The 22661-nt window shown below is 64.7% G+C and carries 22 protein-coding genes and 1 tRNA gene; 13 read left to right on the plus strand and 10 right to left on the minus strand.

Annotation, left to right across the window (positions count from 1 at the left end):
- Nucleotides 1-8: 8 nt before the first annotated feature.
- The 3 genes from HV711_RS10260 to HV711_RS10270 form a co-directional block, all read right to left on the minus strand.
- Nucleotides 9-482: a GNAT family acetyltransferase gene (locus tag HV711_RS10260; protein ID WP_035479309.1), complete on the minus strand. Its 474-nt coding sequence runs from the start codon at nucleotides 480-482 to the stop codon at nucleotides 9-11.
- 17 nt (nucleotides 483-499) lie between these two features.
- A complete protein-coding gene (locus tag HV711_RS10265) occupies nucleotides 500-1684 on the minus strand; it encodes an acetylornithine transaminase (protein WP_035479306.1) in 1185 nt (394 codons plus the stop codon).
- A 262-nt stretch (nucleotides 1685-1946) separates the two neighbouring features.
- The gene (locus HV711_RS10270) at nucleotides 1947-2978 is read right to left on the minus strand and encodes a CDP-6-deoxy-delta-3,4-glucoseen reductase (protein ID WP_013589384.1); all 1032 of its coding nucleotides are present in this window, start codon (nucleotides 2976-2978) and stop codon (nucleotides 1947-1949) included.
- Nucleotides 2979-3105: 127 nt separating this feature from the next.
- Here HV711_RS10270 and HV711_RS10275 point away from each other — a divergent pair, with 127 nt between their 5' ends.
- Nucleotides 3106-4146 carry a Rossmann-fold NAD(P)-binding domain-containing protein gene (locus tag HV711_RS10275; RefSeq protein ID WP_028360903.1) on the plus strand — a complete coding sequence of 347 codons (1041 nt, stop codon included), beginning with the start codon at nucleotides 3106-3108 and terminating at the stop codon, nucleotides 4144-4146.
- Nucleotides 4147-4202: 56 nt separating this feature from the next.
- On the opposite strand, the gene HV711_RS10280 is transcribed toward HV711_RS10275, so the two are convergent.
- The 3 genes from HV711_RS10280 to HV711_RS10290 form a co-directional block, all read right to left on the minus strand.
- The gene (locus HV711_RS10280) at nucleotides 4203-4391 is read right to left on the minus strand and encodes a hypothetical protein (RefSeq protein WP_013589382.1); all 189 of its coding nucleotides are present in this window, start codon (nucleotides 4389-4391) and stop codon (nucleotides 4203-4205) included.
- 167 nt (nucleotides 4392-4558) lie between these two features.
- Nucleotides 4559-5278 (minus strand): pseudouridine synthase, encoded by a 720-nt coding sequence (locus HV711_RS10285; protein WP_035479305.1) that lies wholly within the window; start codon nucleotides 5276-5278, stop codon nucleotides 4559-4561.
- The gene (locus HV711_RS10290; RefSeq protein ID WP_175145085.1) at nucleotides 5253-5414 is read right to left on the minus strand and encodes a hypothetical protein; all 162 of its coding nucleotides are present in this window, start codon (nucleotides 5412-5414) and stop codon (nucleotides 5253-5255) included. Before HV711_RS10290 ends, HV711_RS10285 begins: the two co-directional genes overlap by 26 nt.
- A 67-nt stretch (nucleotides 5415-5481) precedes the next feature.
- Here HV711_RS10290 and HV711_RS10295 point away from each other — a divergent pair, with 67 nt between their 5' ends.
- The 8 genes from HV711_RS10295 to HV711_RS10330 all read left to right on the plus strand — a co-directional run bounded on the left by HV711_RS10295 (nucleotide 5482) and on the right by HV711_RS10330 (nucleotide 15030).
- Nucleotides 5482-6534 (plus strand): MurR/RpiR family transcriptional regulator, encoded by a 1053-nt coding sequence (locus HV711_RS10295; RefSeq protein WP_035479303.1) that lies wholly within the window; start codon nucleotides 5482-5484, stop codon nucleotides 6532-6534.
- Nucleotides 6531-7526, plus strand: coding sequence for an isoaspartyl peptidase/L-asparaginase family protein (locus tag HV711_RS10300; protein ID WP_035479301.1), 996 nt, complete (start codon nucleotides 6531-6533; stop codon nucleotides 7524-7526). Before HV711_RS10295 ends, HV711_RS10300 begins: the two co-directional genes overlap by 4 nt.
- 58 nt (nucleotides 7527-7584) lie before the next feature.
- On the plus strand, nucleotides 7585-9507 hold the full coding sequence (locus tag HV711_RS10305) for a dipeptide ABC transporter ATP-binding protein (RefSeq protein ID WP_035479361.1): 1923 nt from the start codon (nucleotides 7585-7587) through the stop codon (nucleotides 9505-9507).
- A gap of 65 nt (nucleotides 9508-9572) precedes the next feature.
- Nucleotides 9573-11135, plus strand: coding sequence for a glutathione ABC transporter substrate-binding protein GsiB (gsiB, locus tag HV711_RS10310; protein ID WP_035479299.1), 1563 nt, complete (start codon nucleotides 9573-9575; stop codon nucleotides 11133-11135).
- A 110-nt stretch (nucleotides 11136-11245) separates the two neighbouring features.
- Nucleotides 11246-12166, plus strand: a complete 921-nt coding sequence (gsiC, locus tag HV711_RS10315) for a glutathione ABC transporter permease GsiC (RefSeq protein ID WP_028360897.1) — start codon at nucleotides 11246-11248, stop codon at nucleotides 12164-12166.
- Nucleotides 12167-12173: 7 nt separating this feature from the next.
- A complete protein-coding gene (gene gsiD, locus HV711_RS10320) occupies nucleotides 12174-13079 on the plus strand; it encodes a glutathione ABC transporter permease GsiD (RefSeq protein ID WP_028360896.1) in 906 nt (301 codons plus the stop codon).
- The gene (locus HV711_RS10325; protein ID WP_035479298.1) at nucleotides 13076-14197 is read left to right on the plus strand and encodes a DmpA family aminopeptidase; all 1122 of its coding nucleotides are present in this window, start codon (nucleotides 13076-13078) and stop codon (nucleotides 14195-14197) included. The genes gsiD and HV711_RS10325 overlap by 4 nt, the downstream gene beginning before the upstream one ends.
- Nucleotides 14197-15030, plus strand: a complete 834-nt coding sequence (locus HV711_RS10330; RefSeq protein ID WP_035479296.1) for a M55 family metallopeptidase — start codon at nucleotides 14197-14199, stop codon at nucleotides 15028-15030. The genes HV711_RS10325 and HV711_RS10330 overlap by 1 nt, the downstream gene beginning before the upstream one ends.
- A 97-nt stretch (nucleotides 15031-15127) precedes the next feature.
- Here the strand turns inward: HV711_RS10330 and HV711_RS10335 are convergent, their stop codons facing one another.
- Entirely contained in the window at nucleotides 15128-16177 is a 1050-nt protein-coding gene (locus HV711_RS10335; RefSeq protein WP_035479295.1) for an alpha/beta fold hydrolase, read from the minus strand.
- A gap of 214 nt (nucleotides 16178-16391) precedes the next feature.
- Between HV711_RS10335 and HV711_RS10340 the strand changes: the two genes are divergently transcribed.
- On the plus strand, nucleotides 16392-17783 hold the full coding sequence (locus HV711_RS10340; RefSeq protein ID WP_013589371.1) for an amino acid permease: 1392 nt from the start codon (nucleotides 16392-16394) through the stop codon (nucleotides 17781-17783).
- 225 nt (nucleotides 17784-18008) lie between these two features.
- On the opposite strand, the gene HV711_RS10345 is transcribed toward HV711_RS10340, so the two are convergent.
- Both HV711_RS10345 and hemN read right to left on the minus strand, forming a co-directional pair.
- Nucleotides 18009-18093 (minus strand) — tRNA-Leu (locus HV711_RS10345).
- 105 nt (nucleotides 18094-18198) lie between these two features.
- Nucleotides 18199-19584, minus strand: a complete 1386-nt coding sequence (gene hemN / locus HV711_RS10350) for an oxygen-independent coproporphyrinogen III oxidase (RefSeq protein ID WP_035479293.1) — start codon at nucleotides 19582-19584, stop codon at nucleotides 18199-18201.
- A 195-nt stretch (nucleotides 19585-19779) separates the two neighbouring features.
- On the opposite strand from hemN, the gene HV711_RS10355 reads away from it, so the two are divergent.
- From HV711_RS10355 to HV711_RS10365, 3 genes are all read left to right on the plus strand, one after another.
- Nucleotides 19780-20100, plus strand: coding sequence for a YkgJ family cysteine cluster protein (locus HV711_RS10355; protein ID WP_082201422.1), 321 nt, complete (start codon nucleotides 19780-19782; stop codon nucleotides 20098-20100).
- Between the two features lie 68 nt (nucleotides 20101-20168).
- A complete protein-coding gene (locus HV711_RS10360; RefSeq protein ID WP_013589339.1) occupies nucleotides 20169-20759 on the plus strand; it encodes a DUF1439 domain-containing protein in 591 nt (196 codons plus the stop codon).
- 88 nt (nucleotides 20760-20847) lie between these two features.
- The gene (locus HV711_RS10365) at nucleotides 20848-21690 is read left to right on the plus strand and encodes an undecaprenyl-diphosphate phosphatase (RefSeq protein WP_028360891.1); all 843 of its coding nucleotides are present in this window, start codon (nucleotides 20848-20850) and stop codon (nucleotides 21688-21690) included.
- 63 nt (nucleotides 21691-21753) lie between these two features.
- Here the strand turns inward: HV711_RS10365 and trmB are convergent, their stop codons facing one another.
- The gene (gene trmB, locus HV711_RS10370) at nucleotides 21754-22530 is read right to left on the minus strand and encodes a tRNA (guanosine(46)-N7)-methyltransferase TrmB (RefSeq protein ID WP_028360890.1); all 777 of its coding nucleotides are present in this window, start codon (nucleotides 22528-22530) and stop codon (nucleotides 21754-21756) included.
- Between the last annotated feature and the right edge of the window lie 131 nt (nucleotides 22531-22661).

Below are 22661 nucleotides of genomic sequence, written 5' to 3' on the forward strand. Positions count from 1 at the left end.
CTCCGGATTCAACCCGCCGAGCTATCGGCGAGTTCGCCAAGACGCTTGCCCAAACTGACCACCGCATCGGCGCGATAACCGAGCGCCTCGTAAAACGCGCGGACCTCGTTCTTCGCGGACAACACCTGCAGATTCAGCTTCGGGCAGCCGAGCGCGGTCAACGCGGCCTCGACGTGCGCGACAAGACGCGAGCCGATGCCGTGCCGCCGCAACGACGCGTCCACCGCGAGCGAGTAAAGCCAGCCGCGGTGGCCGTCGTAGCCGCCGATCACGCTGCCGACCACGCGCTCATCCAGCACCGCGACGAAAAACAACTCGGGCTGCGTGGCGAGCTTGTTTGCAATCGACAGACGCGGGTTGCGCTGCGGCTTCGTGGCATCCCGATACTCGGGAAACGCTTCCTGCCACAGCGCGATCACCGCGTCGGTGTCGCGCGCGTCGAAGCGGCGAATCGAGACGGGGACCGCGGCGCTCGTGCTCATCAGGCGCTCCGCTTTCGTTAGAGTGTGTCGAGAATCGAGCGCAGCATCGCCATCATCTGGTCGATCTCTTCGTTCGTGACATTGAGCGCCGGCATGAAGCGCAGCAGGTTCGGGCGCGCCGCGTTCAGCAGCAGGCCGTCGGGCTGCATGTCGCGCGCCTTTTCGACGATCTGGTTGCCGATGTCCCTGCCGAGCAGCAGCGCGCGCAGCAGACCTTCGCCGCGCTCGCCGTTAAAGCCGCGTTCTTCCGACAGCTCCAGCAGCTTCGCCCGCAGGTATTCGCCGCGCGCGCGCACGCCTTCGAGGAAGCCCGGCGCCGTGAGTTGCGAGATCACCGAATAGCCGACCGCGGTCATCAACGGATTGCCGTTGTAGGTGCCGCCCTGATCGCCGGCTTCGAACACCGCCACTTCCGCCTTCGACAGCAGCGCCGCGAGCGGCACGCCGCCGCCGATGCCCTTACCGAGCGTCATGATGTCCGGCTCGATGCCCGACAGCTCATACGCGAACAAGGTACCCGCGCGGCCGCAGCCGCTTTGCACTTCGTCGACGATGAGAAGCAGGTTGTGCTTGCGGGTCAACTCGCGCAGTTGCTGCATGAACTCGCGCGTCGCGGGGATTACGCCGCCTTCGCCCTGAATCGGTTCGAGCATCACCGCAACCGTTTTTGCGTTGATCAGCTTTTCGACCGAGGCGATGTCGTTCAGATCCGCCTTCGGAAAGCCCGGCACTTGCGGCGCGTAGATGGTGTCCCAGCCCGGCTTGCCGCTTGCCGACATGGTGGCGAGCGTGCGGCCGTGGAAGCTGTGGTCGAAGGTGATGATTTCGAACGCGCCGTCCTTGAACTTCTTGCCCCACTTGCGCGCGAGCTTGATCGCGCCTTCGTTCGCTTCCGCGCCGCTGTTCGCGAAGAAGACCTTGTCGAAGCAGCTATGTTGTGTGAGGAGCCCGGCGAGCTTCGCCATCGGCTCATTGTAGAAAGCCGGCGACGGATTGAAGAGCAGTTTGGCCTGCGTATTCAGCGCTGCGATCATGCCTTCGTTGCAATGACCGAGGCAATTGACCGCCCAGCCCTGAATGAAGTCCAGATAGCGCTTGCCGTTGTTGTCGTAGAGCCACGAGCCCTTGCCGTGCGTGAAAACGATTTCGGGCCGGTTCGTGATGTACATCAGCGACTCGATCGGGTACTCATTGAAATTCATGACGGCAGGCTCCAGGCAGCGGGTAAGAGGTGAATGAGGCGGAAAAACAAAAAAGCCACGGCATGCCGTGGCTTTCATGATTCGAACAGCGTGCGCTCTGTTATAGCGCGAATCCGTGACGAAGCCGGCGGCGTCCCTAGGGAAGCGGCGAGCGGCGACGTCGAAGTTCGGACTGGATGCGGTTCATGCGCGAAAGAATACGACAAGGAAAGCGCCGGTGTAAACCATGAATTTGCATCGGCGCGTGGTGTCGGCGTTTCGCTCAGACCGCATTCGCGAGATCCGCGGCGCTCGTGAACGAGTCCGCGTAGAACTCGTCTTCGGGCAGGCCGTGGTGCTGCGTGAAGTCGCGCTGCGCCGATTCGACCATGACCGGTGCGCCGCACGCATACACCTGATACGCGGACAGATCGGGCAGATCTTCGATCACCGCGCGATGCACGAAGCCCACGCGGCCCGTCCACGCATCGCTCGCGTCGGGCTCCGACAGCACGGGCACGAACTTGAAGTTCGGAATCTCACGCGCCCATTGCTCGGCTAGTTCGAGCAGATACAGGTCTTTCTTGCGACGCGCGCCCCAGTACAGCGTCATCGGGCGGTTCAGGTTCTTGAACACCGCATGTTCGACAATCGCCTTCAGCGGCGCGAAGCCCGTGCCCGAGCCGAGCAGCACGATGGGCTTGTCCGACTCTTCGCGCAGGAAGAAAGTACCGAGCGGCGCTTCGAAGCGCAGGATGTCACGCTCTTTCATCGTGTTGAACACGTGGTCGGTGAAGGCGCCGCCGGGCATATGACGGATATGCAGCTCGATCGGGCCTTCGGTGTGCGGCGCGTTCGCCATCGAATAACTGCGGCGCTTGCCGTCCTTCAGAATGAATTCGAGGTACTGGCCGGCCAGATACTGCAGGCGTTCGTTCGCGGGCAGTTGCAGCTTGAGCACGACGACGTCGTCGGCCTTGCGCTCGATTGCATTGACGCGGCACGGCAGCTTCTTCACCTGCACGTCGCCCACGCCCGCGACTTCGCGGATGTCGATTTCCAGATCCGAGCACGCCGTCGCGCAACAGAAGAGCGCCATGCCGCGAGTTTTTTCATCGTTCGACAAAGCCGACGACGAATGCGCGCGCTGCTCGACCTGGCCGTTCACCACGGCACCCTTGCACGAACCGCACGCGCCGTTCTTGCAGCCGTACGGCAGACCGATGCCTTGACGCAAGGCCGCGTTCAGCACCGGTTCGTCCTGTTCTACCTGAAACTGCCGGCCGCTTTGCCGGAGCGTGACGTTAAATGCCATAAGTGTTCGAATTGGAAAAGTCGGTAATCGTTAATTGGCCCGCCCAGCAAGCCGCTTCGGCAGACGCCGCGACGGCACGCCACGCCGCCCGGTGCCCGCGGCGCTTGACGGCTACAATGCGTGCACCATGAAAGCGACACGAAACTTCCGCCGTCCACGCGTGTTGATCGTAGGGTGCGGCGATGTCGGCATGCGCTGCGTGCCGCTGCTGCGCCCGCACGCTCACGTCTTCGCGCTCACCAGCCACGCGGCGCGCAGCGCCGAATTACGCGCGGCGGGCGTGTCTCCGCTCGTCGGCGACCTCGACGCGCGCCGCAGCCTGAAGCGGCTCGCGGGCCTCGCGCCGACCGTGCTGCATCTCGCACCGCCGCAGAAAACCGGCGACGACGACCGCCGCACCCGCGCGTTGCTTGCCACCCTCGGTATGCGCCGTGATCTCGCTTTGCCGCGGGCTCGCGCCGCCTTTGCGCCGGTTGGACGTCTGCGCCGCGCGCGCGCCTCGTGGGCAGCCGCGGAACCAGCCAATATTGTACCCGACGGCCTTCGCCGTACCGCCGCTTCGCGCGTGCCGCCGCGCCTCGTCTACGCAAGCACGACGGGCGTATATGGCGATTGCGGCGGCGCATGGATCGACGAGACGCGCGTCGTCGGGCCGGCCAATGCGCGTGCAAAGCGCCGCGTATCCGCCGAGCAGCAATTGCGGCGCGCGACGGCGCGCGGCGCGATTGCTGCGAGCATCGCGCGGATTCCGGGGATTTATGCGGGCAATCGCCTGCCGCTTGCGCGGCTCGAAAAAGGCACGCCCGCGCTCGTCGCTGCAGACGACGTCTACACGAACCACATTCACGCCGACGATCTCGCCGCGATCCTCGTGCGCCTTGCCTTGCGCGGGCGGCCGGCGCGCGCGATTCACGCGTCTGACGACTCGTCGCTGAAAATGGGCGAGTACTTCGATCGGGTTGCCGATGCATTCGGTTTGGCACGCCCGCCGCGCATCACGCGGGCGCAGGCCGAGGAGCAGATCGAGCCGACCTTGCTGTCGTTCATGCGCGAGTCGAGGCGGCTCGTGAACCGCCGCCTGAAAGAGGAACTGGGCGTGCGCCTGCGCTACCCGAGCGTCGACGATTTTTTGCGCGAAGCCGCGAGCGGCAAGCCGCACCCGGCGTAACGTGCGTAACGCATAGCGCGGGCGCAGCCAAAGTCAAACAGATAGCTGCGCGTCGCTCAGGTCAGCGCGGGCAGCGCCTCGAGCAGCAGGAAACATAGCAATCCGCCGATCAGCGCGCCTATCAGATTCGGATGGTATTTGTGCCGCACCCGCATTGCGATCAGCAATCCGCCGATCAGCAGCACCCCGAGGCACACAAACGCCACCATCCCATACGAGATCATGATTCCGCCATGGACAATCATGGCCCCTCCTTGAACTCTTTGTAGTCTTTGTTTAAACGAGTATAGGGCGAGCCGTGACGAACCGCATGCTGCGGCGCAGCGCGACGTGCAGGCAGTCTTCGCGCGAATGTGCGCTTGCTCACAGTGACTTCGCAGCGGCGTCAGTGAGTTGCGCGCGTCGTACCGGTTTACCCGCTCGGTGAAGATCCGAGGGACGCGATCTCCGTTTCATCGAGCCATTGCCACGCGCCCGGCGCAAGCGTCGCGGGCAGCGCCAATCCGCCAATGCGCTCGCGATGCAGCGCTTCGCAACGATTGCCGGCTGCGGCGATCATCCGCTTGACCTGGTGGTACTTGCCTTCCATCACGGTGAGCGCGAGAGAGTGCTCGCCGCGCGCCTCTGCATCGACGGCCGCGACGGGCTTCGACTCGCCGTGCAGCAACACGCCGTCGCGCAGCAGGCCCAACTGTGCGTCGTCGAGCGGATGGCGCGTGGTCGCCACGTAGACCTTCGGCACCTTGCGTTTCGGCGATGTGAACGTGTGCACGAACTTCCCGTCGTCGGACAGCAGCAGCAAGCCGGTCGTGTCCTGATCGAGCCGGCCCACGCACTGTACGCCACGCTCGGCGAATTGCGGCGGCAACAGACTGAACACGCTCAGATGATGCTGCGGGTCGCGCGAACACTCATAGCCCGCCGGCTTGTTGAGCAGCAGATAGGCGCGTTCGCGATACGGCCAGACCACGCCGTCGACGCTAAAGCAAAACGCTGCGTCGCCAGCGGGGAAATCGGCATCGGCGTCGGCGCAGACGGTGCCGTCGATGCTCACGCGCGCGTCGGCAACCAGCGCGCGGCACTGGCGGCGCGAGCCGAAGCCCTGGCTAAAGAGAATGCTTTCGAGATTCATGGCGAGCGAAGAATAACACCGCCAGGAGCCTCGCGTGCCGCCCGCGCATCACGTTGACCACGGTCAAGCCACGCGAACCGAGCGCCAGGACAAACCCGTAAAAATGAAAATGAATTTTTTTCCAGGCGATTTCCATGTAAATATACTTTCATGCATTTCGCTTACGCCATGAGGCTATCCATCTCGCCTGCTCATTCGCCCGCATGATTCATCAACCGTCCGTCGCATCCAATCCCGCCGAGCAGGCCATCGCCGCCCGCATCGAGACAGCCATGCCTACGCTCACGCCCATTCATCGGCGCATGGGCGAGTACGTGCTGGCCAATCTGTTTCGCGCGGCCACCATGCGGATCGACGAGCTGGCGAGCGTGGTCGGCGCTTCCGTGGCGACGGCGAATCGCTTTGCGCGCGCGCTCGGTTTCGACGGCTATCCGCAGTTCCGTGAGGCGCTCGTGCGCGGCTTCGAGGCGACGCTCGCGCCGGTGGAACGGCTGCGCAGCGCGCAGGAATCGCTCGCCGACGGCGACGACGTGGTCGACGCGTCGCTCGAACAGGCGGCCAACAATCTGCACCTGACGCGCACCGCGATCGACAGTGCCGCCGCCGAAGCCGCGGTCGAGGCGATCCTCGCCGCGCGCCGCGTGTTCGTGCTCGGCGCCGGCACGAGCGCCTTTCTCGCCGGGCTGATGGAGCACGGGCTGATGGCGTATCACGACAATGTGCAGTCGCTGGCATTCATCGGAGGGCCGTCGCATGCCGCGCGGCGTCTGTTCAATTGCGGCGAGGGCGACCTCGTGATCGGCATTGCGTTTCCGCGTTATGTCGACGACACCATCGAACTGGCGCGCCGTGCGGCCACGCGCGGCGCACGCGTGCTGGCGCTGACCGACGGTCCGCGCTCGCCGCTCGCGCAATTCGCCGATCTGTCGTTGTACGTGCGCTCGGAACGCCGGCTTGCGGCCAACGCGGACGCGGCTGTCCTTGCCGTGATCGAAGCGCTGTGCGACGCCGTCGCATATCGCGCGAAACGTTCGGTGAAGGCCGCCGCGGAAGTCACCGAATTCGTCTTGCCGTGGCTCACCGATCCACTTTCCGCGGTCCCGAACGCGGCAGCGAAAACGTCAACAAGAACGTCAACAACGAAAGCGCCGACCGCTACGCCAACGCAGGCGCCAGGCCAAGCCGCGCGCGAACCGGCGCGTACCGCAGTTGCAAAACCCGGTGCAACGCAAGCCAAACCCAAACTCAGACGATGAACACCAACGCAGTCATTGCCATTCATGGCGGGGCGGGCACGATTGTGCGCGCGTCCCTCACCGCCAATGCCGAAGCCGAATATCACGCCGCGCTGCACGCGGTGCTCGCCGCCGGCCAACGCGTGCTCGCCGACGGCGGCAGCGCCCTCGACGCCGTCAGCGAAGCGGTGCGCCTGCTCGAAGACTGTCCGCTCTTCAACGCGGGGCGAGGCGCGGTGTACACGGCGGCGGGCACGCACGAGCTCGACGCGGCGATCATGGACGGCAGCACGCTCGAAGCCGGTGCGATCTGCTGCGTGAAGCGCGTGCGCAACCCGATCCTCGCGGCGCGCAGCGTGCTTGAGCACAGCGAGCATGTGCTGTTCACCGGCGAAGGCGCCGAAAGTTTCGCCGCGGCGCAGGGGCTCGAATTCGTCGAGCCCGACTATTTCGACACCGAGGCCCGTCATCGCCAATGGCTGCTCGCGCGCGATCAGCAACGCGCGATGCTCGATCACGACGGCGCGAGCTTTGCTTTTTCGTCGTCTGCCACCGGTGGCGACGATCCCACGTCGCACGAGCCGCTCGATCCGAACCGCAAGTTCGGCACGGTGGGCGCGGTCGCGCTCGACGCGCACGGCCACGTGGCCGCGGCGACATCCACTGGCGGCATCACGAACAAGCAGGCGGGGCGCGTGGGCGACACGCCGCTGATCGGCGCGGGCTGCTATGCGGACGACGCGACGTGCGCCGTGTCCACGACCGGCTCCGGCGAAATGTTCATGCGCATGGTCGCTGCCTACGACGTCGCGGCGCAAATGGCCTACCGCAACGTGTGCTTGCAGGACGCCGCGCACGACGTGGTCATGAACCGCCTGCCGAAGATCGACGGACGCGGCGGCCTGATCGCCGTCGACGCGCGCGGCAACATCGCGCTGCCGTTCAATACCGAGGGCATGTATCGCGGTTTCGCGCGGGTCGGCGAAACACCGGTCACGGCCATCTACCGTTAGTTCGTTACCCTGAATATTGCCGAAGCGCGCCAGCGCGTTCGAATCCAAAGGAACCACCGTGCCGACTTCATCGCACATCGCCAGCCCGCTTATCGACACCTTGCCGCCGCAGCGCGTGCTGGCGGTCGACAACCTGTCGGTTGCATTTCGCAGCGGCGAGACGACTTTCAACGCGGTGCGCAATTTGTCGTTCACGGTTGAGCGCGGGGAAACGCTCGCGATTGTCGGCGAATCGGGCTCGGGCAAATCGGTGACATCGCTCGCGTTGATGCGGCTGATCGAGCAGGGCGGTGGGCGCCTTGCCGGCGGCAGCATCGTGTTCCGGCGCCGCGACGGCGGCGTGCTCGACCTCGCGAAGGCGTCGTCCGGCACGATGCGCTCGATTCGCGGCGCCGACATCGCGATGATTTTCCAGGAGCCGATGACCTCGCTCAACCCGGTCTTCACGGTGGGCGATCAGATCAGCGAGGCCATTTCGCTGCATCAGGGCAAGAGCCGCTCCGCGGCTTTCGCGGAAACGCTGCGGCTGCTGGAACTCGTGCGTATTCCCGAGGCGCGGCGCGTGGCGGCGCGTTTTCCGCATCAACTGTCGGGCGGCATGCGCCAGCGTGTGATGATCGCGATGGCGCTCTCATGCAAACCCGCGCTCCTGATCGCCGACGAACCCACCACCGCGCTCGACGTGACCATTCAGGCGCAGATCCTGCAACTGATTCGCGGCTTGCAGGACGAGATGAACATGGGCGTGATTTTCATCACGCACGACATGGGCGTGGTCGCCGAAGTCGCGGACCGCGTGCTCGTCATGTATCGAGGCGAAAAGGTCGAGGAGGGCGCGTCCGACGCGCTTTTCGCCGCGCCGTCGCATGCCTATACGAAGGCGCTGCTCGCCGCCGTGCCGCGTCTGGGCGCCATGGAGGGCACCGACCAACCCGCGAAGTTTCCGATCCTGACGCTCGAGCAGGCGAGCGCGAGCGGCGCCGACGAGCCGGTGCGCCCCGCGGCGTCCGTCGCGAAAGAAGCGCAGCCGCGCGTCGACGAAAGCACCCCGCCTATTCTGCGCGTGCGCGATCTCGTTACGCGCTTTCCAGTGAGAAGCGGGCTCTTCGGCCGGCTGACGGGCCGCGTGCATGCGGTCGAAAAAGTCAGTTTCGACTTGCGGCCGGGCGAGACGCTCGCGCTTGTCGGCGAATCGGGCTGCGGCAAGTCGACCACGGGCCGCTCGCTGTTGCGGCTCGTGGAGAGCCAGAGCGGATCGATCGAATTCAACGGCAAGGAAATCAGTTCGCTGACGGGCGCCGCCTTGCAGTCGCTGCGCCGCGATATCCAGTTCATTTTTCAGGACCCCTTTGCATCGCTCAATCCGCGGCTGACGGTCGGCTTTTCCATCATGGAGCCGCTCCTCGTGCACCGCGTCGCACAAGGCGCCGAGGCGCAGGCACGCGTCGCGTGGCTGCTGGACAAAGTCGGCTTGCCGCCGGACGCGGCGCGCCGCTATCCGCATGAATTTTCCGGCGGTCAGCGGCAGCGCATTGCGATTGCGCGCGCGCTCGCATTGAATCCGAAAGTCGTGATCGCCGACGAATCCGTTTCCGCGCTCGATGTCTCCGTGCAGGCGCAAATCGTCAATCTGATGCTCGATTTGCAGCGCGAGCTGGGCGTTGCGTACCTGTTCATCTCGCACGACATGGCGGTGGTCGAGCGCGTGAGTCACCGCGTCGCGGTGATGTACCTCGGCCAGATCGTCGAAATCGGTCCGCGCCGCGCGGTGTTCGAAGCGCCGCAGCATCCGTACACGAGAAAGCTGATGGGCGCGGTGCCCGTGGCCGACCCGGCGCGGCGTCACGCGAAACGCATGCTCGCCGCCGATGAAATCCCAAGCCCCATCCGCGCATTGGACGATGAACCCGCCGTGGCGCCGCTCGTCGCTGTGGGATCGGATCACTTCGTCGCCCAGCACAGCGTGGGCGGTGCTTATTGATGTCGCATGGCCGATCCTCACAAGAGCAATCTAACCCGTTTCACCTTGCAGCCTGGAGTCAACTCATGAACCTGCTCGTCCCGTCTTCCCCGTTTCGTTTGCGCGCGCTGCTCGGCGGCGGCGCAGTGGTGTTCGCGATGCTCGCGGGCAACGTGGCGCACGCCGAAAGCACCGCGGTGATGGCCGTCGCCTCGACCTTCACGACGCTCGATCCGTACGACGCCAACGACACGCTCTCGCAAGCGGTCGCGAAGTCGTTCTATCAAGGGCTCTTCGGCTTCGACAAGGACATGAAGCTCGTCAACGTGCTCGCCGACAGCTATGAGGCGAGCCCTGACGCGCGCGTCTATACGTTCAAGCTGCGTCACGGCGTGAAGTTCCAGGACGGCACGGACTTCAACGCGGCGGCAGTGAAGGCAAACTTCGACCGTGTGACGGACCCGGCGAACAAGCTGAAGCGCTACAACATGTTCAACCGTATCGAGAAGATCGAGGTGGTCGACCCGTACACGGTGAAGATCACGCTGAAGGCGCCGTTCTCGGCGTTCGTCAACGTGCTCGCGCATCCGTCGGCGGTCATGATCTCGCCTGACGCGCTGAAGAAATACGGCAAGGACATCGCGTTTCATCCGGTCGGCACAGGCCCGTTCGAATTCGTGAAGTGGGATCCGGCAGGCGATCTGACGGTGAAGAAGTTCGCCGGCTACTGGAAGAAGGGCTATCCGAAGATCGACGCAATCGACTGGAAGCCGGTGGTCGACAACAACACGCGCGCCGCGCTGATGCGCACGGGCGAAGCGGATTTCGCCTTCCAGGTGCCGTTCGAACAGGCCGCGCAATTGCAGTCGAGCCCGAAGGTCGATCTGATCGCGTCGCCGTCCATCATTCAGCGCTATATCAGCCTGAACATGAATCAGAAGCCGTTCGACAATCCGAAGGTGCGTGAGGCGCTCAACTACGCGGTTAACAAGGAGGCGCTGACGAAGGTCGTGTTTGGCGGCTATGCCACGCCCGCTGACGGCGTGGTGCCGCAAGGCGTCGATTACGCGGTGAAGCTCGGCCCTTGGCCGTACGATCCGGCCAAGGCGCGCGCATTGCTGAAGGAAGCCGGTTATCCGAACGGCTTCGAAACGACGCTCTGGTCCGCGTACAACTACTCGACCGCGCAGAAAGTCATTCAGTTCGTGCAGCAGCAACTGGCGCAAGTCGGCGTCAAGGCCCAGGTCGAAGCGCTCGAGGCAGGCCAGCGCGTCGCGAAGGTGGAAAGCGCGCAGGACGCGGCCAGCGCGCCGGTGCGCATGTACTACGCGGGTTGGTCGTCGTCGACGGGCGAGGCCGATTGGGCGATCACGCCGCTCCTTGCTTCGGTGTCCTTCCCGCCGAAGATGGTCAATACGGCTTACTACAAGAACGATACCGTCGACGGCGATCTGAAGCAGGCGCTCGAAACCACTGACCGCGCGAAGAAGAACGAGCTGTACACGGATGCGCAAAAGCGCATCTGGGCCGACGCGCCGTGGATTTTCCTCGTCAAGGAAAAGGTCGTGTATGCGCGCAGCAAGCGTCTGTCGGGTGCTTATGTCGCGCCGGATGGTTCGTTCAACTTCGACGAAATCGCGATCAAGTAACCGGCCTCGCGTGCGGCGCGCCTGCCACAAGCGGGCGCGCCGCGCCGTGCGCCTGCCTCATGGCGGTACATGACATTTCGTTGCCCGCATCCTTGCCGGATTGAGCTTCAATGCTGAACTTCCTCGTCAAACGTCTCTTTGGCCTGCTGCCGACGCTCTTCATCGTCGCGGTGCTGGTCTTTCTGTTCGTGCATCTGTTGCCCGGCGACCCGGCACGGCTCGCCGCCGGTCCGGATGCCGACGAAGCGACCGTGGCTCTCGTGCGCGCCGATCTCGGCCTCGACAAGCCGATGCCGCAGCAGTTTGCCCACTTCTTCGTGAAGATCGCGCACGGCGATTTCGGCACCTCGACGCGCAGCAAGCGGCCGGTGAGTCAGGAGATCGGCGAACGCTTCATGCCGACGCTGCTGCTCACGCTCGCGAGCATGGTGTGGGCGGTCGTGCTCGGCATGGGTATCGGCATTATTTCGGCGGTATGGCGTAACCGCTGGCCGGACCGGCTCGGCATGACGCTCGCCGTGTCCGGCATTTCGTTTCCCGCCTTTGCGCTCGGCATGCTGCTGATGGAGATCTTCTCAGTGAAGCTCGGCTGGCTGCCGATCGTCGGCGATGGTTCATGGCAGAGCTACATTCTTCCTTCGCTCACGCTCGGCGCGGCTGTCGCGGCCGTGATGGCGCGCTTCACGCGCGCCTCGTTCGTCGAAGTGATGAACGAAGACTTCGTGCGCACCGCGCGCGCGAAGGGCGTGCCCGAGCCGCTCGTGATCGTCAAACACTGCCTGCGCAACGCGATGATTCCCGTCGTCACGATGATGGGTTTGCAGTTCGGCTTCCTGCTCGGCGGCTCGATCGTGGTCGAGGTCGTGTTCAACTGGCCGGGGCTCGGGCGCCTGCTGGTGGATGCCGTGTCGATGCGCGACTATCCGGTGATCCAGGCCGAGGTGCTGCTGTTCTCGCTCGAATTCATCATCATCAACCTGATCGTGGACGTGCTGTACGCCGTGATCAATCCGACTATCCGTTTCAAGTGAGGTCCGCATGAGCACGACAGCTACCGGGCCGGATGCAGCCCAGACCGCCCGCGCCGAGCGCGCGATCCGCACGCCGTGGAGCGAGTTCTGGCGCAAGTTTCGCAAGCAGCATGTAGCGCTCGCCGCCGGCATCTTTGTGTTGCTGCTGATCGTGGTGGCGATTGCCGCGCCGCATATCGTGCCCTACGATCCGGAAAATTTCTTCGACTACGACGCATTGAACGCGGGGCCTTCCGCCGCACACTGGTTCGGCGTCGATTCGCTGGGCCGCGATATTTTCAGCCGCATACTCGCCGGCTCGCGCATTTCGCTCGAGGCGGGCTTTCTTTCCGTCGCGATAGGCGCGGTGATCGGCACGTTCTTCGGCTTGCTCGCCGGCTATTACGAAGGCTGGTGGGATCGCATCACGATGCGCGTGGCCGACGTGCTGTTCGCTTTTCCGGGCATTCTGCTCGCCATCGGCGTGGTCGCGATTCTCGGCAACGGCATGATCAATGTGATCTGCGCGGTAGCGATCTTCAGCATTCCTGCGTTTGCACGGCTCGTGCGCGGCAATACGCTGATGCTCAAGCAACTCACGTATATCGAGGCGGCACGCAGTATCGGCGCGTCGGATTGGACGATCATCGTGCGTCATATTCTGCCGGGCACGATCTCGTCGGTCGTCGTGTACTTCACGATGCGGATCGGCACGTCGATCATCACTGCGGCGAGCCTGTCGTTTCTCGGCCTCGGCGCGCAGCCGCCCACGCCCGAGTGGGGCGCGATGCTCAACGAAGCGCGCGCGGACATGGTGACCGCGCCGCATATCGCGCTGTTTCCGAGTCTCGCGATTTTCCTCACGGTGCTCGCATTCAATCTGCTCGGCGACGGTTTGCGCGACGCGCTCGATCCGAAGCTCGACCGTCCATGAGTTCGATAGAGGCGTACGATTCGCGTGGTTCGGCGAGCGCGCCGCATATCGGCGTATTGCCGAGCGGTCCGCTGAATTCGATTGCCGACGTGGAGGGTGTGAGCGTCGGCCACTGCACCCTCGCCGAAGGCGCGATACAAACCGGCGTGAGCGTGATCCGTCCGCATCCGGGCGATCCGTTTATCGATAAGGTGCCGGCGGCGGCGTCGGTGATCAACGGCTTTGGCAAGAGCGTCGGGCTCGTGCAGGTCGAGGAGCTCGGCACACTCGAAACGCCGATCGCGTTGACCAATACGTTCGGCGTGGCCGCGGTCGCGCAGGCGCAGATTCGCGCGGCCATACGCGCCGACTCGCGCATCGGGCGAGCGTGGCCAACGGTCAATCCGCTGGTGTTCGAGTGCAACGACGGCTACCTCAACGACATTCAGGCGCTGGCAATCGGCGAACAGCACTTCAACGACGCCTACGCCGCGGCCAGCACGATGGTGGCAGGCGGCTCGGTCGGAGCAGGGCGCGGCATGTCGTGCTTCGATCTGAAAGGCGGCATCGGCAATGCGTCGCGCGTGGTGCGTGCTGCAGGGCACGATTACACGGTCGGCGCGCTGGTGCTCGCCAACTTCGGACGGTTGCCGATGCTGGTTATCGACGGCCATGCTGCTGGGCGCATGCTTGCCGAACGTGCGGCGAATGCGAAGGATGCAGCGGCTGCGAATTCGCACAGCGCGGCGCAAACCGCAAACCCCGAGCAAGGCTCGATGATCATGATCGTCGCGACCGACGCCCCGCTCGACGCACGTCAGCTCAAGCGCCTTTCATTACGCGCGGCGGCGGGCCTCGCGCGGACCGGTTCCGTCTATGGCCACGGCAGCGGCGACATCGCGCTCGCGTTTTCCACGCCCTACACCGTGCCACATCTCGCGGAATACATCGAGCTGCCGCCGCTTCTCGCCGATCAGCACATGGACCCGCTCTTCCGTGCGTGCGCGGACAGCGTCGAACAGGCGATTCTCGACGCGTTGTGGAGCGCGCAATCCGTGACCGGCCGCGACGGCCACCGGCGTTTATCACTGCGCGAGAGCGTCCCCGACCTCGCGCAACTACTCAAGCACACTTCCTGATGAAAGTCCTTATTTCTGCCGACATCGAAGGCATAGCCGGCGTGTTTCACCCCGAGCAAACGCGTGCCGGCAACGGCGAATACGAAGCCGCGCGCCGCTGGATGACGCTCGAAGCGAACGCGGCAATCGAAGGGGCATTTGCGGGCGGCGCGACGCACGTGTGGGTGAACGACTCGCACGGCGGCTTTCGCAATCTGCTGCCCGATCTGCTCGACGCGCGCGCCCAGGTGGTGCTCGGCAAACCGCGCACACTCGGCATGATGGCCGGCCTCGAATACGGCGCGGCGCTCGTCTTCATGATCGGCTATCACGCGATGTCGCAAACGCGCGGCATTCTCGCGCATACCATCAACAGTTTCGCGTTCGCGCGGGTTTCGCTGAACGGCGTCGAGGTCGGCGAGGCGGGTCTGTATGGCGCACTGGCGGAAGAATATGGTGCACAGGTGGCGCTTTTCTCCGGCGACGACGTGTTCGCCGAGGAAACCGCGCCGCGTTTTCCGGGCGCCCGCTTTGTCGTCACGAAACACGCGACGGGCCACGCGAGCGGCGTCACGCAATCGCTGGCGAGCGCCCGTGCGGCCATTCAGAGCGCGGCGCGCGAGGTGGTGCAGCAGCATCTCGCCGACGGTCGTGCGCCGCAGGCCACGCGCGTTGCTGCCCGGCCGGTGGCGTGCGAATTGCGCGTGCAGACGAGCGCGCTCGCCGATCTGTTCTGCCAATGGCCCACGCTCGCTCGCGTGGATGCGGTCACGCTGCGTTTCGACGCGCCGTCGGCGGAACATGCGGTGCGCATGCTGAACTGTTTGTCGGCGATGTCGTTCATGCTGCGGTAAGGGGCGGCCGCTAGCGGGTGGCGCGCCGCGCCGACGCCTGACTACGCCCGAAGGCATCGCGTTGTGCCGCCGGGCAGCGCGGCGGCACGTCTCGGCGCTACTGCTGGCGGCTCAACTCGCGCGCCGCGCGGTCGATCACATCGGCAATCGCGCCTGCGTGCGAAACCGGCGCCAGATGGCTCGACGCCACCGGCACGATTCTGGCGCCCATCCGCTCGGCCATGAATCTTTCGACCTCCGGCGACACCGCGCGGTCTTTCGTCGTCAGCACGTACCAGGACGGCTTTTCTTTCCACGCGACCTGGCTGACCGTTTCGCCGAACGCGCTGGCGGCGATCGGCACCTGTGCGGCGGACAGCACGCGGGTCAGGTTCTCGGGGACGTCGGCGGCGAAATCGGCGTGATACTTGCCGCGGTCGAGCCACAGAAAACCGCTCGCATCCTTGACGATGCCTTCGCCGGCCGGCATCGGCGCGGCGCGCTTCAATAGATCCATTGTCGACTCGTGCAGGTCCGGCGCGATGGCCGCGACGTACACGAGGCCGGCGACGTTCGGCGCATTCGCGCCCGCTTCGGTGATCACCACGCCGCCCCACGAGTGGCCGACGAGTATCGTCGGACCCTGCTGACGGGCGAGCACGCGTCGCGTCGCCGCGACATCGTCGGCAAGCGAGGTGAGCGGGTTTTGCACCGAACTCACGCGATAACCCTTCTGCTGCAATTTGGCGACGACGCCGTTCCAACTCGAGCCGTCGACAAACGCGCCGTGGACCAGCACGACGTCGCGCACGGGTCCGGTCATGGTCGTGGCGGCGGATTGGGCGGCGGCAGTTTTGGCGGACGGCGCGGCGGTAGATGCGGCGGCAGGCGCGGCAGCAGATGCAGCGCGGGTCGCCGAAGCCGCCGTGGGCATGGCGGCTGCGCTTGCCTCGGCGGCGGGGGCGTCGGCAGGGGCCCCGGGCCTCGCAGTGTCCGCGGGACCGGCGGCGTCGGGCGCGGCTTCGGGCGCGGGCGCGACGCCCGGCGCGACAGATGGCGCAGCCGGCGGCGACTGCGCCACACCCGGCGCGGGATTCTGCGCAAACGCGCCCGGGCCCGCGAAACAGAGACACAAGGCGGCGGCGCAAAGCAGGCGTTGTGGCGACATGCTGAATCTCCGGAGGCGGAAAACCCGACTACGGCAACATACAGAAGCGGCGCGACAGTGACAACCTGTATCCGCGCGAGCCGGTGCGGCGCAGCGCGAAGCGCGGGTTGGTACCAGTATTTGGACAATATCGGCCGGGGTAGAATTTTCGGTTCTGCCGGGGCGGACCACAAGTCTGATCGGGCGATCGGAAATCCATACACTGGGGCGCACTTTGAACAATGCACGACAGCAGGACGGCCTGAAGCGCGGGCTCAAGAATCGCCATATCCAACTGATTGCACTGGGCGGCGCCATCGGCACCGGCCTCTTTCTCGGCTCGGCGAGCGTGTTGCAGGCCGCCGGCCCGTCGATGATTCTCGGCTACGCCATCGGCGGCATCATCGCGTTCATGATCATGCGCCAGCTCGGCGAAATGGTCGCGCAGGAACCGGTGGCCGGCTCGTTTAGCCACTTCGCGTACAAGTATTGGGGCGACTTCCCGGGCTTTCTGTCCGGCTGGAACTACTGGGTGCTGTACGTGCTCGTCAGCATGGCCGAATTGACGGCGGTCGGCACCTACGTTCATTACTGGTGGCCGGGCGTGCCGACATGGGTCTCGGCGCTCGTCTGTTTTGCCGCCATCAACGCGATCAATCTCGCGAACGTCAAGGCATACGGCGAGACGGAATTCTGGTTCGCCATCGTCAAGGTGGTCGCGGTGATCGGCATGATCGTGTTCGGCGGCTATCTGCTTTTCAGCGGGCGTGGCGGACCGCAGGCGTCGATCAGCAACCTGTGGAGCCACGGCGGATTTTTCCCGCACGGCTTTCATGGCCTCTTCACGATGCTTGCCGTCATCATGTTTTCGTTTGGCGGGCTGGAGCTGATCGGCATCACCGCGGCGGAGGCGGACCAGCCGCAAAAGAGCATTCCGAAGGCCGTGAATCAGGTTATCTACCGGATTCTGATTTTCTATATCTGCTCGCTCGCGGTGCTGCTGTCGCTGTATCCGTGGAACGAAGTCGCCGCTGGCGGCAGCCCGTTCGTGATGATCTTCTCGCAGATCGGTTCGACGCTGACGGCCAACGTGCTCAACGTTGTGGTGCTGACCGCGGCGCTGTCGGTGTACAACAGCGGCGTGTACGCGAATAGCCGCATGCTCTATGGTCTGGCGGAGCAGGGCAATGCACCGCGCGCGCTGATGAAGGTCGACCGGCGCGGCGTGCCGTATATGGCGATTGGTTTGTCTGCGCTTGCCACGTTCACGTGCGTGATCATCAACTATCTGATTCCCGCCGAGGCGCTCGGTTTGCTGATGGCGCTCGTGGTCGCCGCGCTCGTACTGAACTGGGCGCTGATCAGCCTGACGCATTTGAAATCGCGCCGGGCGATGATGGCGGCTGGCGAGACGCTCGTCTTCAAGTCGTTCTGGTTCCCTGTGAGCAACTGGATCTGCCTCGCCTTCATGGCGCTCATCCTCGTGATTCTCGCGATGACGCCGGGCCTGTCGGTGTCCGTGTGGCTCGTGCCGGCGTGGCTCGTCGTGATGTGGGCGGGCTATGCGTTCAAGCGGCGGCGCGCGGCGATGCAGGGTGCGGCCGGAGTGGTCGGGCGGCAGAGCTGACGGTAGAGTCGGGCGGCGCGGCGGTTATTGCTGGGGGCGCCTCCGGTGCCCCCGCAGAGGCTCGTGTTCGGGGGGCGCGTTCGGCGGCGCCTTTCATTCGTGCCGCCGGTCCGTCCGCGTTAATAAAGCGCCTTGGGCCGCAAGCCGCGGCCAAAAAGCAAAAACCCGCGAAGCGTCTGCTGGCGCGGGTTGGGCGATGATATTGCGGCTGACTACATGAAGGTGTGGTGCCCAGGGCCGGAATCGAACCGGCACGCCTTGCGGCGGGGGATTTTGAGTCCCCTGCGTCTACCAATTTCACCACCTGGGCAGGTCTTGCGGCGCACGCGTCAGAAGCTCTCGCGCGGCGAAGACGCAGATTATGGCCGAAAATCCGCCGACGGGCAAGCCGCTCGCAGACGCCATCGCAAGGCGTTCAGACCGTGCGCGAAAACCGTTCGAGCGTCTGCTGGCCCAGATAGCGGTCGAACACCATCGCGATATTGCGCACGAGCATGCGTCCCGCGGTCTGCACTTCGAGCTTGCGGTTGCTGAGCGACACGAGGCCGTCCTGCTCGAAGCCGCGCAGGCGCTCGAGTTCGGGCTCAAACGTATCGGCGAAGCGGATGCCGTACATTGCCTCGAATTCGTCGAAGCGCAATTCCAGATTGCACATCAACTGGGTGATGATGTCGCGCCGCAGACGGTCGTCGGCGGACAGGCGCGCGCCGCGCGTGATCGCGAGTCGGCCGGCGTCGATCGCGGCGGCATAGGCGGGCAGCGCTTTGGCGTTTTGCGCGTAGACGTCGCCGACCTTGCCGATCGACGACGCACCGAAGCCGATCAGATCGCATTCGGCCCGCGTGCTGTAGCCCTGGAAATTGCGATGCAACGTGCGCTGTGCCTGCGCGCGGGCGAGCTCGTCGGTGGGCAGCGCGAAGTGATCCATGCCGATGTAGACGTAGCCGGCCGCCGTCAGGCGCTCCACCACGCGTTGCAGGATAGCGAGACGCACGGCGGGCGAGGGCAGCGCCGCCGCGTCCATCTGACGCTGCATCTTGAAGAGCTGCGGCATGTGCGCATAAGCGAACACCGACAGGCGATCCGGCGCCAGCTCGATCATGGTGTCCAGCGTGCGCGTAAAGCTCTCCACCGTTTGATGCGGCAGTCCGTAGATCAGGTCGACGCCGATCGAATGAAAGCCCGCATGCCGCGCGGCCTGCATGACCGAGGCGGTCATATCGAGCGGCTGAATCCGGTTGATGGCCCGCTGCACGAGCGGATCCAAGTCCTGCACGCCGAGGCTCAGGCGATTGAAGCCGAGCTTGCGCAGATGCGCGATCGTATCGGGCGATGCTTCGCGCGGATCGACTTCTATCGAATATTCGGCTTCGTCGTCGGGCAGCAAGCTGAAGTGCTCGCGTGCCGCGTCCATGAGCTCGGCGAGTTCGTCGTTCGACATGAACGTCGGTGTGCCGCCGCCCAGGTGCAATTGCGACACGGGTCGGCGTGTGTCGAAACACGAGGCCTGCAGGGCCATTTCGCGCTTGAGCCGCTCGAGGTAAGGGCGGGCATGTGCGCGGTTTTTCGTCGCGATCTTGTTGCAGCCGCAGTAGAAGCACACGGTGTCGCAAAACGGAATATGGAAGTAGAGCGAAAGATCCGTGGCTGACGCGCCCGGGTCGGCCGCGGCGCGAAGATACGCGGCGTAGTCGAAATCGTCGCGGAACTGAAGGGCGGTCGGATAGGACGTATAGCGTGGGCCGTTGGCGCTGTATTTGGCGAGCAGATCCGGACGAAACAGCGAGTTGGCGGTCATCATGAGAGGCTCATAGGGGACGGCCACCGTGAACGAGGCGTGGGCGCCTCTTGGGCGTGGCCTTGAGGTTCGGAATCAGTGTACGCCCGGCTACGCTGCGCCCGATTGTGTAAAAAGGTCGCATGCGGCGCAGTGGCACAATGCGGGTCTGGCGCCGCGGCGCGTTTTGTCTCTTTTGTCCGATTCGGGAAGGGTGTGGTGAGCGATGTAACTGACCGCGTGGCGAAGCGCGAGTCGCCGTTCAATGTGGCCGGCCATGCGTGCCGGCCCGACTGCGGCGCGTGCTGTATCGCGCCGTCGATTTCGAGTCCCATTCCGGGGATGCCCAACGGCAAGCCGGCGGGCGTGCGCTGCGTGCAACTCGGCGACGATTTGCGCTGCGCGATCTTCGGCCAGCCGGAGCGGCCCGCGTGCTGTTCGGGGTTGCAGCCGCAGGCGGAGATGTGCGGGGCGAATCGCGGCGAGGCGCTCGCGTGGCTCACGCAGCTCGAGGTGCGGACGCAGCCGGGCATTGAATGAAGCAGGGGCTTTGAGCGAGGCCTGGACAAAAGGATCAAGCCTCAACTGTGGTCGATTGGAGAAACCGTATGGCTCGATTGGTTGCGCCGGCTCGGCGCCGTTTTCTGCTCGCCGCGCTGACAGGCGCGAGCGCGCTTGGCATCGTTTCGCTCAGCGCGTGCGCGACACCGATTTTTCCCTTCATTCCGTCGCATTACACGTTCTCGCAGCAACAGGTGCAGGACGCGGTGCAGCGGAAATTTCCGTATCAGCGTACGGTTTCGCAGGTGTTCGACGTCGCGCTGAGTCATCCGGTGGTCGGTTTTCTGCCGGACGCCAACCGCGTTTCAGTGAAGCTCGACGCGCATCTGGCGAGCCCGTTCATGCCGCAACCGGTTGACGGCGTTTTCACGCTGTCGAGCGAGCTCGCCTATGACCCCGCGAGCAAATCCGTCGTGCTCAAATCGCCGAACGTGGACAACGTCAGTGTGAGCGGCGACGCGCAGGCCTACACGCAACAGATCAACGCGGCGGCCGCCGTGCTGGCGACGCAATTGCTGAGCAACTACCCGATCTACACCTTCAAGCCGGAACAACTGCAATTTGCCGGCGTGAGCTACGAACCCGGTACAATCACCATCCTTACAAACGGTATACGCGTGCAAATCGTCGAGAAATGACGCTGCGCGCGGCCGGCAGGGCCGCGCGTCCGTCGTGCTGGCAGGGCCGGTTCCGAGAATCGACAATCCACAGCGATGAGGGGCACGGATGGACTGGTTATTGGCTTGCAAGGCGCTGATTCTGGGCGTCGTCGAAGGCTTGACGGAGTTTTTGCCGGTGTCGAGCACCGGGCATCTGATCGTGGCGGGCAGCCTGCTCAATTTCACCGACCAACACGCGAAAACCTTCGACGTCGTGATTCAGCTCGGCGCGATTCTCGCGGTGTGCTGGGAGTTTCGCCGCCGCATCGGCGACGTCGTGACCGGCTTGCCGAGCCGTCCCGAAGCGCGGCGCTTCGTGCTCAACGTGATCATCGCCACCGTTCCGGCGATCGTACTCGGCCTGCTGTTCGAAAAATCCATCAAGGCGGCGCTCTTTTCGCCGGTGCCGGTTGCGTTCGCGCTGGTGGTGGGCGGGGTCGTCATTCTGTGGGCCGAGGCCCGGCAGCGCGGACAAGGTGCACAGGGCCAGGCGGCGCGCGTGCATCATGTGGACGACATGACCGCGATGGACGCGCTCAAGGTCGGCCTCGCCCAATGCTTCGCTTTGATTCCCGGCACGTCGCGCTCGGGCTCGACGATCATCGGCGGGATGCTGTTCGGCCTCGACCGGCGTGTGGCCACCGAATTCTCGTTTTTCCTCGCGATCCCGATCATGTTCGGCGCGACGGCCTACGAGATCTACAAGGACTGGCATACCTTGTCCGTCGACGCGCTCGGCGTTTTTGCTTTGGGTTTCGTGGCGGCGTTTGTCAGCGCGTTTTTGTGCGTGCGCTGGCTGCTTCGCTATATTGCCGCGCACGATTTCACGGCGTTCGCGTGGTATCGCATCGGCTTCGGACTGCTGATTTTGCTGGTCGGCTATAGCGGCGCGCTGAGCTGGGCGGATTGAGCGTCGGCGCGGATTTTGATGGCAGCCGATGCTTCGGCCGCGGGCGTTTTCGCCTTTACGCGCTTAGCTTGAACGCTTGCGGAACACCAGATCCCACACGCCGTGGCCGAGCCGCAGGCCGCGTCGTTCGAATTTCGTGACGGGACGGTAGTCGGGCCGTGGCGCATAGCCGTCGACCGTGTTCTGCAACGACGGCTCGCCGCTCAGCACCTCGAGCATCTGTTCCGCGTAGTTCTGCCAGTCCGTCGCGCAATGCAGATAGGCGCCGGGCTTCAGTCGCGACGCGAGCAACGCGACGAACTTCGGCTGAATCAGGCGGCGCTTGTGATGGCGCGCCTTGTGCCACGGGTCGGGAAAGAAAATGTGCACGCCGTCGAGACTGTCCGGCGCGATCATCTGCTCGAGCACCTCGACCGCGTCATGCTGGATGATGCGGATGTTGGTGAGCGCCTGTTCGCCCATCAGCTTCAGCAATGCGCCGACGCCCGGTTCGTGCACTTCGACGCCGAGAAAATCGTCGCCCGGACGATGCGATGCGATCTCCGCCGTCGTTGCGCCCATGCCGAATCCGATTTCCAGCACGCGCGGCGCCTCACGGCCGAAGATGCCGTTCCAGTCGGGCTGCTCAGGCGTGAACGGCACGACGAAGCGCGGGCCGAGTTCATCCATTGCGCGGCGTTGACCGGTCGACACGCGCCCCGCGCGCGTGACGAAGCTGCGGATGCGGCGCCGGTGCAGGACTTCGTCGTGCGGCGTGGCGGGGGCGGCGTTGGCTTCGGCTTCGTTGCGGTCTGTCGGCAGTGCGTCGGGGGAGCCGGCGTCGTTGGGGTCGTGGATCATGGTCGGGGCTGCTACTTACTAGGTGAAGGCCTTGCGGTTCGTGCGGTGCGTTGGGGGCTCGTTCGGCGCTTATTCGGCACTCAGTCGGCCCTGATTCGTCACTGCATCGTCAGCACGGGGCACGGGCTGTG

The organism is Paraburkholderia phenoliruptrix (genome assembly GCF_902859825.1).
In the GTDB taxonomy this organism is placed as follows: Bacteria; Pseudomonadota; Gammaproteobacteria; order Burkholderiales; family Burkholderiaceae; genus Paraburkholderia; species Paraburkholderia phenoliruptrix.

What these genes read in the sequence shown, in the direction of transcription:
- HV711_RS10260 (WP_035479309.1), bottom strand. Translation starts at nt 482, where the DNA reads ATGAGCACGAGCGCCGCGGTCCCCGTCTCGATTCGCCGCTTCGACGCG.
- HV711_RS10265 (WP_035479306.1), bottom strand. Translation starts at nt 1,684, where the DNA reads ATGAATTTCAATGAGTACCCGATCGAGTCGCTGATGTACATCACGAAC.
- HV711_RS10270 (WP_013589384.1), bottom strand. Translation starts at nt 2,978, where the DNA reads ATGGCATTTAACGTCACGCTCCGGCAAAGCGGCCGGCAGTTTCAGGTA.
- HV711_RS10275 (WP_028360903.1), top strand. Translation starts at nt 3,106, where the DNA reads ATGAAAGCGACACGAAACTTCCGCCGTCCACGCGTGTTGATCGTAGGG.
- HV711_RS10280 (WP_013589382.1), bottom strand. Translation starts at nt 4,391, where the DNA reads ATGATTGTCCATGGCGGAATCATGATCTCGTATGGGATGGTGGCGTTT.
- HV711_RS10285 (WP_035479305.1), bottom strand. Translation starts at nt 5,278, where the DNA reads ATGAATCTCGAAAGCATTCTCTTTAGCCAGGGCTTCGGCTCGCGCCGC.
- HV711_RS10290 (WP_175145085.1), bottom strand. Translation starts at nt 5,414, where the DNA reads ATGGAAATCGCCTGGAAAAAAATTCATTTTCATTTTTACGGGTTTGTC.
- HV711_RS10295 (WP_035479303.1), top strand. Translation starts at nt 5,482, where the DNA reads ATGATTCATCAACCGTCCGTCGCATCCAATCCCGCCGAGCAGGCCATC.
- HV711_RS10300 (WP_035479301.1), top strand. Translation starts at nt 6,531, where the DNA reads ATGAACACCAACGCAGTCATTGCCATTCATGGCGGGGCGGGCACGATT.
- gsiB (WP_035479299.1), top strand. Translation starts at nt 9,573, where the DNA reads ATGAACCTGCTCGTCCCGTCTTCCCCGTTTCGTTTGCGCGCGCTGCTC.
- gsiC (WP_028360897.1), top strand. Translation starts at nt 11,246, where the DNA reads ATGCTGAACTTCCTCGTCAAACGTCTCTTTGGCCTGCTGCCGACGCTC.
- gsiD (WP_028360896.1), top strand. Translation starts at nt 12,174, where the DNA reads ATGAGCACGACAGCTACCGGGCCGGATGCAGCCCAGACCGCCCGCGCC.
- HV711_RS10325 (WP_035479298.1), top strand. Translation starts at nt 13,076, where the DNA reads ATGAGTTCGATAGAGGCGTACGATTCGCGTGGTTCGGCGAGCGCGCCG.
- HV711_RS10330 (WP_035479296.1), top strand. Translation starts at nt 14,197, where the DNA reads ATGAAAGTCCTTATTTCTGCCGACATCGAAGGCATAGCCGGCGTGTTT.
- HV711_RS10335 (WP_035479295.1), bottom strand. Translation starts at nt 16,177, where the DNA reads ATGTCGCCACAACGCCTGCTTTGCGCCGCCGCCTTGTGTCTCTGTTTC.
- hemN (WP_035479293.1), bottom strand. Translation starts at nt 19,584, where the DNA reads ATGATGACCGCCAACTCGCTGTTTCGTCCGGATCTGCTCGCCAAATAC.
- HV711_RS10360 (WP_013589339.1), top strand. Translation starts at nt 20,169, where the DNA reads ATGGCTCGATTGGTTGCGCCGGCTCGGCGCCGTTTTCTGCTCGCCGCG.
- HV711_RS10365 (WP_028360891.1), top strand. Translation starts at nt 20,848, where the DNA reads ATGGACTGGTTATTGGCTTGCAAGGCGCTGATTCTGGGCGTCGTCGAA.
- trmB (WP_028360890.1), bottom strand. Translation starts at nt 22,530, where the DNA reads ATGATCCACGACCCCAACGACGCCGGCTCCCCCGACGCACTGCCGACA.